Genomic DNA, 16536 nt, shown 5'->3' with positions numbered 1-16536 from the left:
CCTGCGAGCTGTGTGCTGCGCGATGCTACCCCGCCCACGTGGGCCAGTGACCAGGGGATCAAGCGTGTGAAAAGGTGTGCTCCTTCGAGCGCTGTCTACATCCAGGCGGCGCGAGGGGATGCACTCGTAAAATTTTTTTTATTTCCAGTTCTACAGTCGTGCGCCCAGGCTCCCGGCGGAGCTCCTCTGCCGGTTGCCGCCGCCACCCGTGGCCACCAGAGTGTGGCCAGCCTGTCTTGTGCGGGGTTTGTCCTCGCGGCGGGTGCGGCGGGGCAGGTGGGCGCACAATGGGAGGCTAAAGACGTGTCCGGGCACTCAAAGTGGGCAACCACCAAGCACAAGAAGGCAGCGAACGACGCCAAGCGTGGCAAGGAATTCGCCAAGCTGATTAAGAACATCGAGGTGGCGGCCCGAACTGGTGGTGGCGATCCGGCGGCGAACCCGACGCTGGACGACATGATCCGTAAGGCCAAGAAGGCCTCCGTGCCGAACGACAACATCGAACGCGCACGCAAGCGCGGTTCCGGCGAGGAGGCCGGCGGTGCTGACTGGCAGACGATTATGTACGAAGGCTACGGCCCCAACGGTGTCGCCATGCTCGTCGAGTGCCTCACCGACAACCGCAACCGCGCCGCCACTGAGGTCCGCACCGCCATGACGAAGAACGGCGGCAGCCTCGCCGAGTCCGGTGCCGTGTCCTACATGTTCACCCGCAAGGGCGTCGTCACTGTCGCCAAGGGCGAGCTGAGCGAAGATGATGTCCTCATGGCCGTCCTCGACGCCGGCGCTGAAGAGGTCAACGACCTCGGCGAGAAGTACGAGGTCGTGTCCGCGGCCTCCGACATGACCGCCGTCAAGGAAGCACTCGTCGCCGCCGAGATCGAGATCGACGAGGCTGACAGTGACTTCCGTGCCTCCGTGGAGGTGCCGCTCGACGTCGACGGGGCGAAGAAGATCATCAAGCTCATCGACGCTCTCGAAGACTCCGACGACGTGCAGAACGTCTACACCAACATGGACCTCTCCGACGAGGTCGTCGCAGCCCTCGACGCCTAAGCGCGTCGGCACAGCCCCGCACGCCCCCTGCGCCGACACCATGCAGGCGGGCCTCGCGTGAGCGTGCGTGACCCCACCGCCGCAGCAGCCGGCCGTGGGGTTTTCTGCTGCCACACCCCACGGCGGATCCTTGGGGGTGGAGGCAGGTGTGGGGGAGTTGTCCACAGGCGCAGCGCGGCTGTGTCGACGGAGTGTTCGACAGCCTGCTAGGGTGGGAACCCGCACCCGCAGTGGCCACCACTGCGGCACACACAACCATGAGCGCGGGCGGTATCCCACCCCGCGCGCGAGACGTGTTCGGGGAGGAACGACCGCATGAACCTGCAAGGCCTGCGAGTGATGGGCATCGACCCGGGGCTCACCCGCTGCGGGCTGTCCGTCGTGCAGGCGGGCAGCGGGCGCGCGGTGTACCCCGTCGCCGTCGGCGTCGTGCGCACCCCCGCTGCCGCCGAGCTGCCGGAACGGCTGTTGCGCCTGTCGAGCGCGGTCGCGGAATGGATGGACGAGTACCGGCCGGACGTCGTCGCCATCGAGCGCATCTTCGAGCGCGGCAACGTGTCCACCGTCATGCAGACCGCCCACGCGGTGGGCGTGCTGGTGCTCGCCGCCGCGGAACGCGGCCTGCCCGTCCACATGTACACCCCGAGTGAAGTGAAGAAAGCCATCTCGGGCAATGGCCGGGCCGACAAGCAGCAGATGACCACCATGGTCACCCGCATCTTGGGGCTGTCGGAAGCGCCGAAGCCGGCGGACGCGGCGGACGCCCTCGCGTTGGCGGTGTGCCACTGCTGGCGTGCCCCGCTGCTCGCGCGCCAGGAGCAGGCGGCCGCCCAACTCGCCGCCACTCCCAACAAGGCGCTCGCCGGTTTCAACGAGCAACGCCGTCAACGCACCGCCCCCGTGCCCACCATTAGCCAATCCAACCGGAGGAGTTCCAAGTGATCGCCAGCCTGCGCGGCACCGTCATCCACATCAACCTGACCAGCGCCGTCATCGAGTGCGCGGGCGTGGGCTACCTCGTCATGGCCACCCCGGCCACCCTGGGGCAGCTGCGCCGCGGGGAGGAGGCCACCTTGCTCACGCTCATGGTGGTGCGGGAGGACGCGATGACCCTCTACGGCTTTGATCAGGCTGACGCCCGCGACATGTTCGTCACGCTGCAGACCGTCTCCGGGCTGGGGCCCCGCCTGGCGATGGCCGCGCTGAGTGTGTACACCCCGCAGGACATTGCCGCCGCGATCAGCGGCGGGGACCACAAGGCGCTGCAGAAGATCCCCGGGGTGGGTAAGCGGATGGCGGAGCGCATGGTCGTCGACCTCAAAGACAAGGTCGCCGACTACGGTGTCGTCCAGGACACCACCCAGGGTGTCGACCTCATCAACGGCGCCGTGGCCGAGCAGGTCTCCGAAGCCCTCCAGGGGCTCGGCTTCACCGCAGCCCAGGCGGACCAGGCGGTGGCGACGGTCCTCAAAGCCACCCCGGACGCTGATACGCAGTCAGCGCTGCGGTTGGCGCTCGCCCACCTCGGCTCGAAAAAGTAGTCCCGCCAGCGGTCCTCCCACGCAGGCCACGCACCTGTGGATAACGGTGTGCGCCAGGTGGCGGCCGCGGGGGACAATCACTGATGAACACGTTCCACTCCGCGCCCCGAGTCGCTGCGTTGCGGAACTAGCGGTGGCCACGAGTGGCCCTGCGGCTCACGAAACGCCTGCGTGAAGGCAACGCGTGGGCGTGGGATGTGTATTGTTTTCTCGCTCCGCGTGCCTGGCGTGCGTGGGGCCGCGCCGGCGGGAACGCTAGCGCCCGTCGTCGAAGGATAAAGAGGAGCACGCTGTGTCGGACATGGAGAAGACCGAGTTTCGCCTGCCGGAAGGGCTGGCTGCCGGCGGGCGCGACCCGCTGAGCAGTGTGGAACCCCACCTGCAGCCCGCGGACCGCGACATGGAAGTCAACCTGCGGCCGAAGTCGCTGGACGAGTTCATCGGCCAGCCGAAAGTGCGCAACCAGCTCGACTTGGTGCTCACCGGTGCGCGGAAGCGCAATGTCACCCCCGACCATGTGCTTTTGTCGGGGCCGCCCGGCCTCGGCAAGACGACGATGGCGATGATCATCGCCCAGGAGATGGGCTCCTCCCTGCGGATGACCTCCGGGCCCGCCCTGGAGCGGGCAGGCGACCTGGCGGCCATGCTGTCGAACCTCATGGAGGGCGACGTGCTCTTCATCGATGAGATTCACCGCATCGCCCGCCCCGCGGAGGAAATGCTTTATATGGCGATGGAGGATTTCCGCATCGATGTCATCGTCGGCAAGGGGCCGGGTGCGACGTCCATCCCCCTGGAAATTGCGCCGTTCACCCTCGTTGGTGCTACGACGCGGTCGGGCATGCTCACGGGGCCGCTGCGGGACCGGTTCGGGTTTACCGCGCAGATGGAGTTCTACGAGCACGAGGACCTCACCCGGGTGGTGCTGCGCGCCGCCCGCATCCTGGGCGTCGGCATCGACGACGATGCGGCCGCGGAGATCGCCTCGCGTTCGCGCGGCACCCCGCGTATCGCCAACCGCCTGCTGCGTCGTGTGCGCGACTATGCCGAGGTCCACGGCGACGGGCATGTGACCTTATCCGCCGCCCAGGCGGCGTTGGTGGTGTTCGACGTCGATGAGCGCGGCTTGGATCGGCTCGACCGGGCGGTGCTGGAGGCACTCATTCACGGCCACGGTGGTGGCCCCGTCGGCGTGGCGACCCTCGCGATCGCAGTCGGTGAGGAGCCCTCCACCGTGGAGGAAGTGTGCGAGCCCTATCTGGTGCGCGCCGGCATGGTGGCCCGCACGGGCCGTGGCCGTGTGGCGACGGCGTCCGCGTGGCGGCACCTCGGTTTGGTGCCGCCGCCGGAAGCGCCCGGCCAGCACGTCGCGCAGTAGCAGACGGTGTCGCACTCCCCGGAGGCAGCAGTGTCGCGCGGGGCGGATGACGTCACGTGACATACTGGGCGGCATGAATATCACTCTGCTGCTTCTCCTCGTCATCGTGTTTCTCACCCCGACGCTGCTGCAGATGCGCCGGCAGAAGGCGCGTCTGCAGCAGCTGCAAACCCTCCAGGCAAGCCTGGCGGTGGGAGACGCGGTCATGACGACCTCCGGGGTGCATGCCGTGGTTGCTGGGGTGGAGGAGTCCACCGTCGCCCTCGAGATCGCCCCCGGCGTGGTGACCACCTGGGAGCGCACCGCCATCGTGCGCCGCGTCGAGGTTCCCGCCGCGGCCGGCGAGATGGATCCCGCCCCGGAGCTGTAGCCCGCCCTGGGTGCGCGTGGTCTTGCCTGCCTGCATGGTGCGTTGGCCTGACGTCTGTGCGCCCGTGTGCCCTCGCCCTGGTGCCCCTGACGGTGGCAGCGGGGCGAGTTTTTTGTGTCTGCAGTGACGGCACGTGGTGGGGTAGCGGGGCATGCGGTCCATGGTGACCTTCCATTAGGTTCGCCACACTCCATCGGGGTGGGTGCATGAAAAACACCGGTGGTGTTCTACGATGAAGCTTTGGTATGACGCCGCCCCCTGTCGATGGTTCATGGTGGTCACCCTGCTGCTCTTCCTGCGCCTCAAGCGTGGAGATGGGCAGGGATGACTCCACGCCGGGTGCGTGCGCGGCCGCAAGGTCTAGGACTGGTCCTGGATTCTGTGCGGTCGTGTGTGCCTGGCGCCCGCGATGGGGCGTGTGGTCATGCGTGTGCTGCCACTGTGCCCTTGCGGTGCCCCGCGCGGGAGGACCTGGTGTTTTCCCGTGGTGCGCCGGAGGAGCCAGTGGCAGTCACCGCAGCTGCAACCTGTGTGGGTGCGGGCACCGCGTGCGTGGTGCCCATCAGCCCGCGGGCGGTCGTCAAGTGTTTTGCGTCGTGCCGTGCACTACGTACCTTCCTCGTCTTCCCCGTGGCGCAGTGTGCGCGGGGGAAGCGTTGTCTCCCCGCAGTGGGGCGCACTGTTGATGCGTGCCTGCGGGCGTGCTGCCTTTGAGCCGCCGCGGGGTGATGAGTGGGGGAGGTGCGGTGCCACGGCCAAGTGAGGAGAATTGTTTTCAGTGGCACCTAAACCATCACGCGGCCGCGTGGGAACGGCCACCTGGCCGCAGCGCGCGCTCGCGCTGTTTGTGCTCATGTTGGCGGTGATTTACGCCCTCGTGTTCTTCACGGGGACGCGTTCCGCCACGCCGAAGCTGGGTATTGATTTGCAGGGCGGCACCCGTGTCACCCTGGTTCCGCAGGGACAGAAGCCCACCCCGGAGCAGCTGTCGAAGGCCCGCGAGATCTTGGAGAACCGTGTCAATGGCATGGGTGTCTCCGGCGCGGAGGTCAAGACCGACGGTGACACCCTGGTGATCACTGTCCCCGGTGAGGACACGTCCCAGGCCCGTGCCTTGGGTCAGACCTCCCAGCTGCTGTTCCGCCCGGTCGCGGAGCCGGGTGTGCCGGACGAGTCGAGCTTGCTCAAGGTCACCGAGGAAATGGCGAACCGGTGGGTGGCTGCCGGCATTATCGCCCCGGAGGCCGCGCAGGCGGCCCTGGATTCCATGGCCCAGTCTGTCAGCGCCGTCGAGGCGGTCGCTGAGGGCGAGGAAGCCAAGGACGCCGCCAAGGACGCCGCGGAGGCGCCTGCGGGGCCGAAGCTGAGCGCCGAGGCGCCGGCCGCCGCTGCGAACTCGATTGAGGCGACCGAGCGTCGTCAGAAGATCACCGAGATTCTGCGTGCTGACCGCCAGTCCGATGACGCCACCACCCAGCTCGCCGCCGCGGCGCTGCTGCAGTGCGGCGAGGGCCCGGACCCGATTGCGGGCACTGACGACCCGGCGAAGCCGCTCGTGGCGTGTGACGCCAACGGTGTGGGCAAGTACGTGCTGGATGCGGTGCCGCTGCTCGTCGGGCAGACCGACCCGGTCGAGGGCAAGCGCCTGACCGGTAACGAGATCGACACCAACCGTCCGATCTCCGGCGGGCTGAACCCGCAGACCGGCCAGATGGAGATCAACTTCTCCTTCAAGTCCGGCTCCGGTGACGAAGGTGGCGCCACCTGGTACCAGGTGACCAGCGAGTACCTCAACCGCCAGATCGCCATCACCCTGGACTCCGAGGTGATTTCCGCACCTGTCATCCAGTCGCCGACCCCGACGGGTTCCGGCACGTCCATTACCGGCCAGTTCACCCAGCAGGAGGCCACGGAGCTGGCCAACAACCTGCGCTACGGTGCGCTGCCGCTGAGCTTCGCCGGCGAGAACGGTGAGCGTGGTGGCACCGCCACCACCATCCCCGCGACCCTGGGCTTCGCCTCCTTGAAGGCGGGCCTCATCGCCGGTATCGTCGGCCTGGTGCTCGTCAGCCTCTTCGCCCTGGCCTACTACCGGGTGTTCGGTGTGCTGGCCGTGCTCAGCCTGTTCACCTCCGGTTCGCTGATTTACGGCGCGCTGGTGCTGCTGGGCCGCTGGATTGGCTACTCCCTCGATCTGGCCGGCGTCGCCGGCCTCATCATCGGTATCGGTACGACCGCCGACTCCTTCGTGGTGTTCTACGAGCGCATCAAGGACGAGGTGCGCGAGGGCCGCACGTTCCGCTCCGCGGTGCCGCGTGCGTGGGACCGTGCGAAGCACACCATTATCTCCGGTAACCTGGTGTCCCTCATCGCGGCCGTGGTGCTCTACGTGCTGGCCGTCGGCGACGTCAAGGGCTTCGCCTTCACCCTGGGGCTGACCACCATCTTCGACCTGGTCATCACCTTCCTGGTGACCGCCCCGCTGGTGGTGCTCGCATCCCGGAAGCCGGTGTTCTCCAAGCCCGCGCTCAACGGCCTGGGTTCCGTGATGAAGGTCGCCGCCGAGCGTCGCGCCCGCGGCGAGTACTTGGCTGGCGACCACGACCACGAGCCGGCCCAGCCGGCGACCAAGCAGGCCCCCGCCGCCGCGAGCGTGCCCGCTGTGACGGACGCGCCCGCGAATGAGGAGGAGAAGTAGTCATGGCTTCGACTGTGCAGAAACTGTTCACCGGTGAGGGTGGTCTCGACTTCGTCGGCCGCCGCCGCACCTGGTACTCGATTACCGCCGGCGTGCTGCTGGTGTGCATCCTGGGCATCGCGCTGAAGGGCTTCACCCTCGGCATCGACTTCCAGGGCGGCACCAAGATGAACATGCCCGCAGGCGACCTGGAGCCTGCCCAGGTGACCCAGGTCTTTGAGGACGCCACCGGCGTGGAGCCCTCACTCACCCAGATCGTGGGCTCGGGTGACGCCCGCCTCATGGAGATCAACTCCCAGCGCCTCACCCAGGACCAGATTGACGAGGCCCGCCAGGCCCTCTTCGACGCCTTCAAGCCCGTCGGGTCCAATGATGTGCCCTCCCCGGACGCGATCGGTGACTCCACCGTGTCCGAGTCCTGGGGTTCGACGATCACCAACCGCATGCTGCTGTCGCTCGGCGTGTTCCTCGTGCTGATCTTCGGCTACATCACCGTCCGCTTTGAGCGCGACATGGCGATCGCCGCGATCGCCGGCCTGGCGGTCGACGGCATCGTCGTCGCCGGTGTCTACGCCCTCATCGGTTTTGAGGTCACCCCCGCCACCGTCATTGGTTTGCTCACCGTGCTGGCGTTCTCCCTCTACGACACGGTCGTCGTGTTCGACAAGGTCAAGGAGAATACGGCCGGCTGGGAGTTCACCAACCGCACCTACGCGGAGCAGGCGAACCTGGCGGTCAACCAGACGGTCATGCGTTCCGTGGCGACGACGGTGATTTCCGCGCTGCCGATCGCCGCGCTCATGGTTGTGGCCGTGTGGCTCATGGGCGTTGGTACCCTCAAGGACCTGGCGCTGGTGCAGCTCATCGGCGTCGTCGAGGGCACCTTCTCCTCGGTGTTCTTGGCCACCCCGATCCTGGTCTCCCTGAAGTCCCGGGAAAAGAAGGTCAAGGAGCACACCGAGCGCATCGAAAAGGCCCGCGCCGAGGGCGTCGCCGAGGACGAGGCCCTGTTCGCCGCGGAGGAATCCGCGCCGCGTCGCACGGTTTCTCTGGATGGCGCTGGCGTCGACGCGCCGGCCACCTCGACGACGTGGCGGCCTGGGCGCAGTTAGCCCGTCGCACAATCCACGCATCCACCGCCGCCCCGCGAGTCTGCTTGTTTTCTCAGCAAGGCTTCACGGGGCGGCGGTGTCTGTGTCTCACGGGAAAAGCTGCGGGGGCGCCGGCCACGGTGGTCGATGGCAGGGGACAGGGGAGTCATGGGGCGCGTGCCGCCGGCACGCAGCAGGTGGGTGGTCGAGTTACTCGGGGGAGGTTTTTGGGCCTGCGGGCCCTATAATGAGGGTTTCGTTGTCTGCCGTCCCACCCTGCCTACCCTGGGCCTGCCCAGGGTGGTGCTGGTGTGTGGCGGGCAGGTGTGTGCCCAGTGTTGTCGTCCAAGGAGTGCTCGCGTTGACATCTTCCTCCCCCCACCGCCCGCAGAAGCGACGCGGGGTGTGGCCAGGCGCGCGCACCGCGCTCGCCGTCCTCGCGGCCGGCGCGGTGCTTGCCGCCTGCGGTGGGGAGGACGCGCCCCCGCCCCCGCCGCCGGATCACTTCGGCTACGCCGTCGGCAGTGAGCTGCGCACCAGTAACGCCGGCTCCACGGTGGGGGTGAGCGACCACGCCGACTACGTGGTGGCCCGGGTGTATCCGGCGGCGTTCGTCGCCGGCCCGAAGGGGCAGATGATTCCCAACACGGATCTCGTGGCCGCGCAGGCGGTGCCGGGGCGGCAGAAGAAGATCCTGTACCGCATCCACGAGCAGGCCCGCTACTCCGACGGGGTGCCGGTGACCTGTGACGACTTCCACCTCGCGGTGGTGGCCGGCCAGCGGCAGGACATTTTCCCCTCCCATATTCCTCTCGCCGAGCAGGTCGACCAGGTGGACTGCGTGCCCGGCTCGAAGGACTTCTCCGTGCTGTTCAAGGAGGGGCTTGGCGACCGCTGGCGCCAGCTGTTCTCCGCGGGCACGGTGCTGCCCAGCCACACGATCCAGCAGGCTGCCGCTATCACCCCGGAGGCCTGGTCGGCCGCGTTGGCGGGCATGGATGACGAGGCGTTGCAGGCGATCGCCACCCAGTGGGACGAAGGTTTCCGGCTGAGCGAATTCCGCCCGGAGATGCAGGTGTCCTACGGCCCCTACCGCATCGACAGTGTCCGGGAGGACGGCGGCGTGGTGCTCGTGCGCAACGAATCCTGGGCGGGGGATCCCGCCGAGGTCGCCGAGATCGTGGTGTGGCCGAAGTCGACGGACCTGGCGGCGAAAAACGCCACCGGCTCCGTGGAGATCGCCGACCTCATCGGCGTGCCGACGGTGGACTGGGTGGACCGCAACGACCCCACCAATCATTTCGATGTCTCCTTCGGCGCCGGTGAGCTCATCGAGGAACTCGTGTTGAGCAACGATGGGGTGCTGGCCTCCCCGGAGGCGCGCCAAGCGTTCGCGGCCTGCATTGACCAGCCGGCGATTGCCGCGGTGTCCTCCTCCATGGCGGGGGTGGAGACCCCGCCGCTGGCGACCCGACTGTTGCCCTATGGGGACCCGCTCAACGACCAGACGCGGGACATCGCCGAGGCACACCTGGGCATCGATGTGGAGCGCGCGAGCGCGCTCGCCGGCCAGCAGATCCACATTGGCTACATGGGGCCCGACCCCCGCAAGGCCGCCATGGTGGAGGCCATGCGCGCCAGCTGCGCGCAGGCCGGCATTGACATCGTCGACGCCCACGACGTCGGCGGGTCGGTGTCCCAGCTGCACCGGCAGGTGCCCACCCCGTGGGGTGGGGTCAATGTGCTGCCGGGCGCGTTGGACGCCGTCCTCGTCGGCATGGACCCGCTGCTGCAGTACCCGGGTGCGGACGTGGACCCCACCGATGTGGAGGGGGTGCGCGCCGCCGAAGTGACCTTGTGGGAGGAGGTGCCCACGGTGCCGTTGTGCGCCCAGCCCCGCACGTTTGTTATCGACCGGCAGGTCGGTAACGTGGTTGTTAACACCGCATCGGCGGGCATTGGTTGGAACATGGATCGTTGGCAGGAGAACCCGCAATGACAGCCCCTGGAGACACAGCAGCACCCGCGCAGGGATCCGCGCGTGACGCGCTCGCACACCACGTGAGGCTGGTGCCGGATTTCCCTGCCCCCGGCATCCTCTTCGAGGACCTCACCCCGGTGCTGGCCAACGCGGAGGCGTTCCGCCTCATCGTTGACGAGTTGGCGGATGCCGCGCAGCGCATGGGCGCCGACATGATTGGCGGCTTGGATGCCCGTGGCTTCCTGCTGGGCTCCGCGGTGGCGTACCGGCTGGGCGTCGGCGTGCTGGCGATCCGGAAGGCGGGCAAGCTGCCGCCGCCGGTGGTGTCGCAGACCTACGAGCTGGAGTACGGCACCGCCGCCCTGGAGATTCCCCGCGATGCTATTGATGTGGCCGGCAAGAAGGTCGTCCTCATCGATGACGTGCTTGCGACCGGCGGCACGCTGGTGGCGGCGCGTTCCCTCATTGAGCGCTGCGGCGGCGTCGTCACCGGCCACGCCGTGGTCCTCGAGGTCGCATCTCTTGGCGGCCGCGCCAAGCTGGCGGACGTGCCGCTCGTGGTCGTCGCCCACGGTACGGACTCGGTGACCGCACCCTTCCCGCCTGAATAGGCGTGACACACGCGCTACCTGGTGCGCGCACCCCACACGGGGTGTTCCTCGGACCGGGTGGCGCGTGTTGTCCTTCCATACCCTTGATTCTTCGCCCCACGCCGTGCACAGCGTTCGGCCATCGCGACCAATCGCCCTGCAGCCACAAGCCTGTGGCGGTGACGGTACAGTGGGGAACTTCCCACCCCGTGAATCGTGGGGTGGGGGAGCACATCGAACAACTTCATCACCACCGTGTATCCCTCCTTGTGCTGCGTGAGGCCTGCCCCATCCGGGCGCGGTCTCGGCGTGGCGGGGGAGTTGGCCACAGTGCGCAGCACGGCAGGTACCCGTGTAGCAGGCTGTGTTGCTGTGTTGCGTGGCGTATCTGCGCCGACGCGTTGTCACTGGGGCTGGATGCACCACAAGCGTTAGCCCAGCCCGGCGTGCGCGCCACCGTCGCCGAGAGTCGCTCTCGACGGGGGTGGCCGTGTGACCTGGGCACCCCCGGAGGTAGAAGAGCGTGAATAGCACTCCCAACACTCGTAGCCAGGCGACTGTGCTCAGCATGTCTGCCCGCCTGGCGCGCAGCCTGACCGGGTCGCGCGTGAAGGTGGACCCGGTGCTGGATCCCCTGGTGGCGATCCACAAGAAGATCCACCCCAAAGCCGACGTCGAGGTGCTGCAGCGCGCCTACCACACGGCGGAGAAACTCCATGAGGGCGTGTACCGCAAGTCCGGCGACCCCTACATCACGCACCCGCTGGCGGTGGCGACGATCGCCGCGGAAATCGGTATGGATACCACCACCCTGGTCGCGGCATTGTTGCACGACACGGTGGAGGACACCGACTACTCCCTGGATGATTTGACCCGGGACTTCGGGGCGGAGGTCGCCCGCCTCGTCGATGGGGTGACGAAGCTCGACAAGGTGGCGTTGGGCGCGGCCGCGGAGGCGGAGACGATCCGCAAGATGATTGTGGCGATGAGCCAGGACCCGCGGGTGCTCGTCATCAAGGTCGCGGACCGCTTGCACAACATGCGCACGATGCGGTTTCTGCCCCCGGAGAAGCAGGCGAAGAAAGCCCGCCAGACGTTGGAGGTCATCGCCCCCCTGGCGCACCGCCTGGGCATGGCCTCCATCAAGTGGGAGCTGGAGGATCTTTCCTTCGCGATCCTGTACCCGAAGAAGTACCACGAGATCGTCCGCCTCGTCGCCGACCGGGCGCCCTCCCGGGACCGCTACCTGCAGGAAATCATCGCCTCGGTGTCGCAGACGATGAAAGACAACCACATCTCTGCGGATGTGATGGGTCGGCCGAAGCACTACTGGTCGATCTACCAGAAGATGATTGTCCGGGGCCGCGACTTTGAGGAAATCTTCGACCTCGTGGGCATCCGGGTGCTCGTCGACAGCGTCAACGACTGCTACGCCGCCATCGGTGCGGTGCACTCCCTGTACCCGGCGATGCCGGGGCGTTTCAAGGACTATATTTCCGCCCCCCGCTTCGGGGTGTACCAGTCGCTGCACACCACGGTCATGGGGCCCGGGGGCAAGCCCCTGGAGGTGCAGGTCCGCACCCACGAGATGCACTACAACGCGGAGTTCGGCATCGCCGCCCACTGGCGTTACAAGGAGACCAAGGGCAGTCACTCCGGGGATAAGGCCGAAGTCGACCAGATGGCGTGGATGCGGCAGCTGCTGGACTGGCAGAAGGAGGCCGCCGATCCGAACGAGTTCCTCGATTCGCTGCGCTACGACCTGACGAGCCAGCAGATTTTCGCCTTCACCCCGAAGGGGGATGTGGTGAATCTGCCGACGGGGTCCACCCCGGTGGATTTCGCCTACGCCGTCCACACCGAGGTCGGCCACCGCTGTATCGGGGCGAAGGTGAACGGCAAGCTGGTGGCGTTGGAGTCGACCCTGAAAAGCGGCGACCGGGTGGAGATTTTTACCTCCAAGGACCCGGCTGCCGGCCCGAGTCGCGACTGGCAGAAGTTCGTGGTGTCCCCGCGGGCGAAGGCGAAGATCCGCCAGTGGTTCGCCAAGGAACGCCGGGAGGAATCCCTGGAGCTGGGCCGGGATCAGTTGGCCCAGGAAGTGCAGCGCGGCGGGTTGCCGCTGCACCGGCTATTTACCACCCAGTCGATGAAGCAGGTCGCGAGCGACCTTAACTACGCTGACGTCGACGCGCTGTACACCGCCATCGGTGAGGGTAGTGTGTCCGCGGCGAATGTGGCGGGCCGGCTCATGGCCATGTTCGGCACCAAGGACGACGCGGAGGACGCTCTGGCGGCGCGCACGCCGCTCGCGGAGTTGGTCACCGGCTCCCGGGAGACGAAGGACGCGGACGCGGTGGGGGTGCTCGTGCAGGGCTCCCCGGATGTGCTGGCCAAGATGGCGCGCTGCTGCCAGCCGGTACCTGGGGACGAGATCTTCGGTTTCGTCACCCGCGGCGGCGGGGTGAGCGTGCACCGGGCGGACTGCACGAACGCCGCCAAGCTCAAGCAGGAACCCGAGCGCCTCATCCAGGTGGAGTGGGCCCGGGAGGGTGCAGGCAGTGTCTTCAGCGCCACCCTGCAGTTGGAGGCACTGGACCGCCAGGGACTGCTCTTTGAGCTCACCCGGGTGATGAATGAGCAGAAGGTGGCGGTGACGTCGATGAGTTCCCAGTCGAGCGACGATCGGGTTGCGGTGTCGCAGTTCACTTTCCAGGTGTCGGATACGAAGCAACTGGGCGCGCTCATGACGCAGCTACGCAACATTGAGGGCGTGTTCGACGTCTACCGCGTCAACCCCAACTAGCGGCGCCTCAACCCGACGCGGCACCGCAGCGGGCTATCTCTGCCCGTGAGCCGCCACCAACGCCCGCAGCGAGGGCGCACACCCGACACGAGGGGTGCTCTCGCTGCGGGCGTTGTACATGACGGCGCCGATCCTGGGACGCCGCCGTCGTGCGGCGTCAGCGACGCGCGGCGCAGACAGCGTGAGAGCTTGAAACAAGGGGAGTAGCGGCCCGGGGACACACAGGCCGCACAAAACACCTGTGCCCGCAGCGCCACCTGGAAAACCAGGGGCTGCTGCGGGCACAGGGAAAGCCGCTGTCCGTGAACGCGCACGGACGTGCTCCGGGCGGCGTGGACGCCGCCGGGGAGTCTTAGCGAGCGAAAGCCTTGGAGAGCTTGTCAGCGTTGTTGGTGAGGGTCATCACGGCTGCGAACAGGGAGCCGATGGTGCCGATGAGGGCGATGATGTCCTTCATGTTCTGGACGAACTGCTTGCCCTTCGGGACGGGGCGGACGCACTTGTACTCTTCCTTGAAGCCGTCCTTGTCACGGTCCTCGAAGCAGGTGAAGGACTCCTCGAGGGACGGATCGTAGGAGCCCAGGGCCTCGGTGATGCCGAAGGACTCGGAGCTGGAAGCGGAGGAGTCGTCAGCGGCGAGAGCCGGAGCAGCGGTGACGATACCGGCGGACATGGACAGAGCCGCGGCGGCCGCGACGAGAGACTTACGGAACTTCATGAGTTACGTCCTTTACACAAGGTCGGTGCGTTCAGAGTGGACTCCAGACTAACGTCTTTCGCCCAGATTGCAACATCGTTCCACGGGGTGTGGTGCCGCAGCTGTGCTGCCAGAGGTTGCATCCACCAGGTGCATCGTTGGTGGTGGCCGAAAAGTTACTGGGAATCTGCTGTGGGCTGTGAGCAGGGGTTTTGGCCCCGTGTCCTTGGGTGACACTCTCACTTAAGATTTTGCTGAGAGTTGGTTATGGCGTTCTTAGGTTCTCTCCGGTGGACTGACAGGCCTGTCATTTGTGTCTGACATCACGCTGCCGGGTACCCCTGAGCGGGTGAGTGAGGCTTGCGTACACTTCGCTTCGCGGTGGGTGTCGCGCATCTGGGAGCCTGAGACGCCAACACCCCGCGACGCGCCATCGCTGCCCTGCAGCGAGGCTGCCGGGGCGGGGTGCGTGCGGGGTGTGGGGGAGGGAGTGTGGCTCTTAGGAGACGGTCGCCTGCTCAATGGTGACAGTCTCGGCGGGAGCCCCATCGCTCACGCCGCCTTCAGCGCCGCGGGCGGCGATGGTGTCGAGGGTCTTCAGGCCTTCCTCGCCGACCTCACCGAAGTAGGTGTAGTTCGCCGGCAGCGGGGAGGTGCCGTAGTTGAGGAAGAACTGGGAGCCGTTGGTGTTGGCGCCGGAGTTCGCCATGGCGATGGAGCCGCGCGGGTAGGTCACCGGGGTGCCGGTGTTCTGCGACTCGTCGTTGACGGGGAACTCGTCGGCAAAGGAGAAGCCGGGGCCGCCCGTGCCGGTGCCGGTCGGGTCACCGCACTGCAGGACGTGGATGCCCTGGGTGGTGATGCGGTGGCACACGGTGTTGTCGTAGTACTTCTCCTTGGCCATGTGGGTGATGGCGTTGACCGTGCACGGCGAGACGGAACGATCGAGCACCATCGGGATGTCGCCGTCGTTGGTCTTCAGCGTCAGCGTCACTGCGCCGGTGGTCGGCACACCGGTGGTCGGCGGCAGGCTCACCTGCTTGGCGGCCTCCAGGCCGTCGCTGGAGTACTCGCAGCTGACGGTCTCCGGGAGCGGGGTGTCCAGGGAGGTCTTCAGCATCGGGTAGTCGGGGGTGATCTCCGTGGAGGAGGCGGCTGCCTGGGTGTCGGCATCGTCGCCGCCGCGGGTGGCGGCGAACCAGATACCGCCGGTGATCACGCCGAGGACGACGAGGGCGGCCAGGGCCACGCTCAGCGGCTTGGCCTTCTCGGCGCGGTCGCGGCGTTTGAGCTCACCATCGAGCTTCTTCATGGCCTCGTCGAGGCGCGGGCTGTTGTTCGACACAGTCTCTTCTTTGCTTGGTGCGTTGTTCTACGGTGGGCGCTGACACCACCGCAGCGCGTGTGACCACCACGCGCCGGATGTGCCGGTGCGTATCTGGCGGCTGCTGCGGGGGTCAGCTGGGAGGGGTTGACGCAACCACATCGCTGCCCGCAAGGGCTGCGTGCGTGTGGCGCGATCCCCGCCCTGGAGCAGCGGGGTTCTCCCGGGTGGCCACCGGGGTGGTGGCGCAGGTACGCAGACATCTTAGTGCAGTGTCTCCGGCCTCGCCCACCCCACCGCCCGGCGGCAGGCACCTAGGATGGGCGGCTATGGAGATGTTTTACGCGCCCCTGGGCCCCTACCAGACCAACTGTTACGTCCTCGTTAACGGCGGCCGCGCCGCCGTCATCGACCCCGGTCTCGGGGCCGCCGAGATGGTCGCTCGCCTTAGCTCCGAGCATGATTTCACCGTCGAGCGCGTTGTCCTCACCCACGGGCACATTGACCACACCCGGGATGCGGGCGAGATTGCGGCGCGCTACGGGCTGCCGGTCTACCTCCACCCGGCAGATAAGTTCATGGTGGAGCAGCCCGGTGAGGGCACCAGTGCTGAGACGGCCCGCGCCTTCAACGCCGCCGACATGGCGCCGCTGCAGAACCTCGAGCCGCTCAACCATGGCGATGTCATCGACCTGGTGGGCATGCAGTGCGAAGTCCGCCACGCCCCCGGCCACTCCCCGGGCTGCGTGCTGCTCGTTGGCGACGAAGTGGTGTTCTCTGGGGACGTGCTCTTCGCCGGTTCTATCGGGCGCACCGATCTCGCCGATTCCAGCCCGCAGGAGATGGTGCGCAGCCTCAAGGAACAGGTCCTCACCCTGGACGACTCCTTGGGCGTGCTGCCCGGCCACGGCCCGGCGACCAGCATGCGCGCGGAGCGCCGCACCAACCCTTACCTGCGCGACCCGGACGCGATCGCCTAACACTGCTTCTTCGCACTGCGATGT

Annotated in this window: 13 protein-coding genes; 11 read left to right on the top strand and 2 right to left on the bottom strand. The window is 67.3% G+C overall.

Features of this window, described 5'->3' with window-relative positions; all coding sequences use genetic code 11:
• The first annotated feature begins 303 nt into the window (after window positions 1–303).
• The 10 genes from C1Y63_RS03785 to C1Y63_RS03740 all read left to right on the top strand — a co-directional run bounded on the left by C1Y63_RS03785 (window position 304) and on the right by C1Y63_RS03740 (window position 13511).
• Window positions 304–1056, top strand: a complete 753-nt coding sequence (locus C1Y63_RS03785) for a YebC/PmpR family DNA-binding transcriptional regulator (protein ID WP_106015130.1) — start codon at window positions 304–306, stop codon at window positions 1054–1056.
• 315 nt (window positions 1057–1371) lie between these two features.
• Window positions 1372–1998: a crossover junction endodeoxyribonuclease RuvC gene (ruvC, locus tag C1Y63_RS03780; protein ID WP_106015129.1), complete on the top strand. Its 627-nt coding sequence runs from the start codon at window positions 1372–1374 to the stop codon at window positions 1996–1998.
• Window positions 1995–2597: a Holliday junction branch migration protein RuvA gene (ruvA, locus tag C1Y63_RS03775; protein WP_106015128.1), complete on the top strand. Its 603-nt coding sequence runs from the start codon at window positions 1995–1997 to the stop codon at window positions 2595–2597. The genes ruvC and ruvA overlap by 4 nt, the downstream gene beginning before the upstream one ends.
• A 292-nt stretch (window positions 2598–2889) precedes the next feature.
• Entirely contained in the window at window positions 2890–3975 is a 1086-nt protein-coding gene (gene ruvB, locus C1Y63_RS03770; RefSeq protein WP_106015127.1) for a Holliday junction branch migration DNA helicase RuvB, read from the top strand.
• A 73-nt stretch (window positions 3976–4048) separates the two neighbouring features.
• The gene (gene yajC / locus C1Y63_RS03765; RefSeq protein ID WP_158256078.1) at window positions 4049–4345 is read left to right on the top strand and encodes a preprotein translocase subunit YajC; all 297 of its coding nucleotides are present in this window, start codon (window positions 4049–4051) and stop codon (window positions 4343–4345) included.
• 778 nt (window positions 4346–5123) lie between these two features.
• Window positions 5124–7043, top strand: a complete 1920-nt coding sequence (gene secD, locus C1Y63_RS03760; protein WP_369831014.1) for a protein translocase subunit SecD — start codon at window positions 5124–5126, stop codon at window positions 7041–7043.
• Between the two features lie 2 nt (window positions 7044–7045).
• A complete protein-coding gene (gene secF, locus C1Y63_RS03755; RefSeq protein WP_106015125.1) occupies window positions 7046–8155 on the top strand; it encodes a protein translocase subunit SecF in 1110 nt (369 codons plus the stop codon).
• A gap of 340 nt (window positions 8156–8495) precedes the next feature.
• Window positions 8496–10133: an ABC transporter substrate-binding protein gene (locus tag C1Y63_RS03750; RefSeq protein WP_233195563.1), complete on the top strand. Its 1638-nt coding sequence runs from the start codon at window positions 8496–8498 to the stop codon at window positions 10131–10133.
• Window positions 10130–10726 carry an adenine phosphoribosyltransferase gene (locus C1Y63_RS03745; RefSeq protein WP_106015123.1) on the top strand — a complete coding sequence of 199 codons (597 nt, stop codon included), beginning with the start codon at window positions 10130–10132 and terminating at the stop codon, window positions 10724–10726. The genes C1Y63_RS03750 and C1Y63_RS03745 overlap by 4 nt, the downstream gene beginning before the upstream one ends.
• Window positions 10727–11273: 547 nt before the next feature.
• On the top strand, window positions 11274–13511 hold the full coding sequence (locus tag C1Y63_RS03740) for a bifunctional (p)ppGpp synthetase/guanosine-3',5'-bis(diphosphate) 3'-pyrophosphohydrolase (protein WP_106015122.1): 2238 nt from the start codon (window positions 11274–11276) through the stop codon (window positions 13509–13511).
• Window positions 13512–13863: 352 nt separating this feature from the next.
• Here C1Y63_RS03740 and C1Y63_RS03735 read toward each other — a convergent pair whose 3' ends face one another.
• Together C1Y63_RS03735 and C1Y63_RS03730 are read right to left on the bottom strand one after the other, a co-directional pair.
• Entirely contained in the window at window positions 13864–14229 is a 366-nt protein-coding gene (locus C1Y63_RS03735) for a hypothetical protein (RefSeq protein WP_106015121.1), read from the bottom strand.
• 478 nt (window positions 14230–14707) lie between these two features.
• Window positions 14708–15553, bottom strand: coding sequence for a peptidylprolyl isomerase (locus tag C1Y63_RS03730; RefSeq protein WP_199189054.1), 846 nt, complete (start codon window positions 15551–15553; stop codon window positions 14708–14710).
• A gap of 308 nt (window positions 15554–15861) precedes the next feature.
• Between C1Y63_RS03730 and C1Y63_RS03725 the strand changes: the two genes are divergently transcribed.
• On the top strand, window positions 15862–16512 hold the full coding sequence (locus tag C1Y63_RS03725; protein ID WP_106015120.1) for an MBL fold metallo-hydrolase: 651 nt from the start codon (window positions 15862–15864) through the stop codon (window positions 16510–16512).
• Window positions 16513–16536 lie beyond the last annotated feature (24 nt).

The sequence above is a fragment of the Corynebacterium sp. 13CS0277 genome (assembly GCF_002994655.1).
GTDB lineage: Bacteria > Actinomycetota > Actinomycetes > Mycobacteriales > Mycobacteriaceae > Corynebacterium.
The sequence above is the reverse complement of the archived record's forward strand: the minus strand, read 5'-3'. Positions and strand labels throughout refer to the sequence as shown.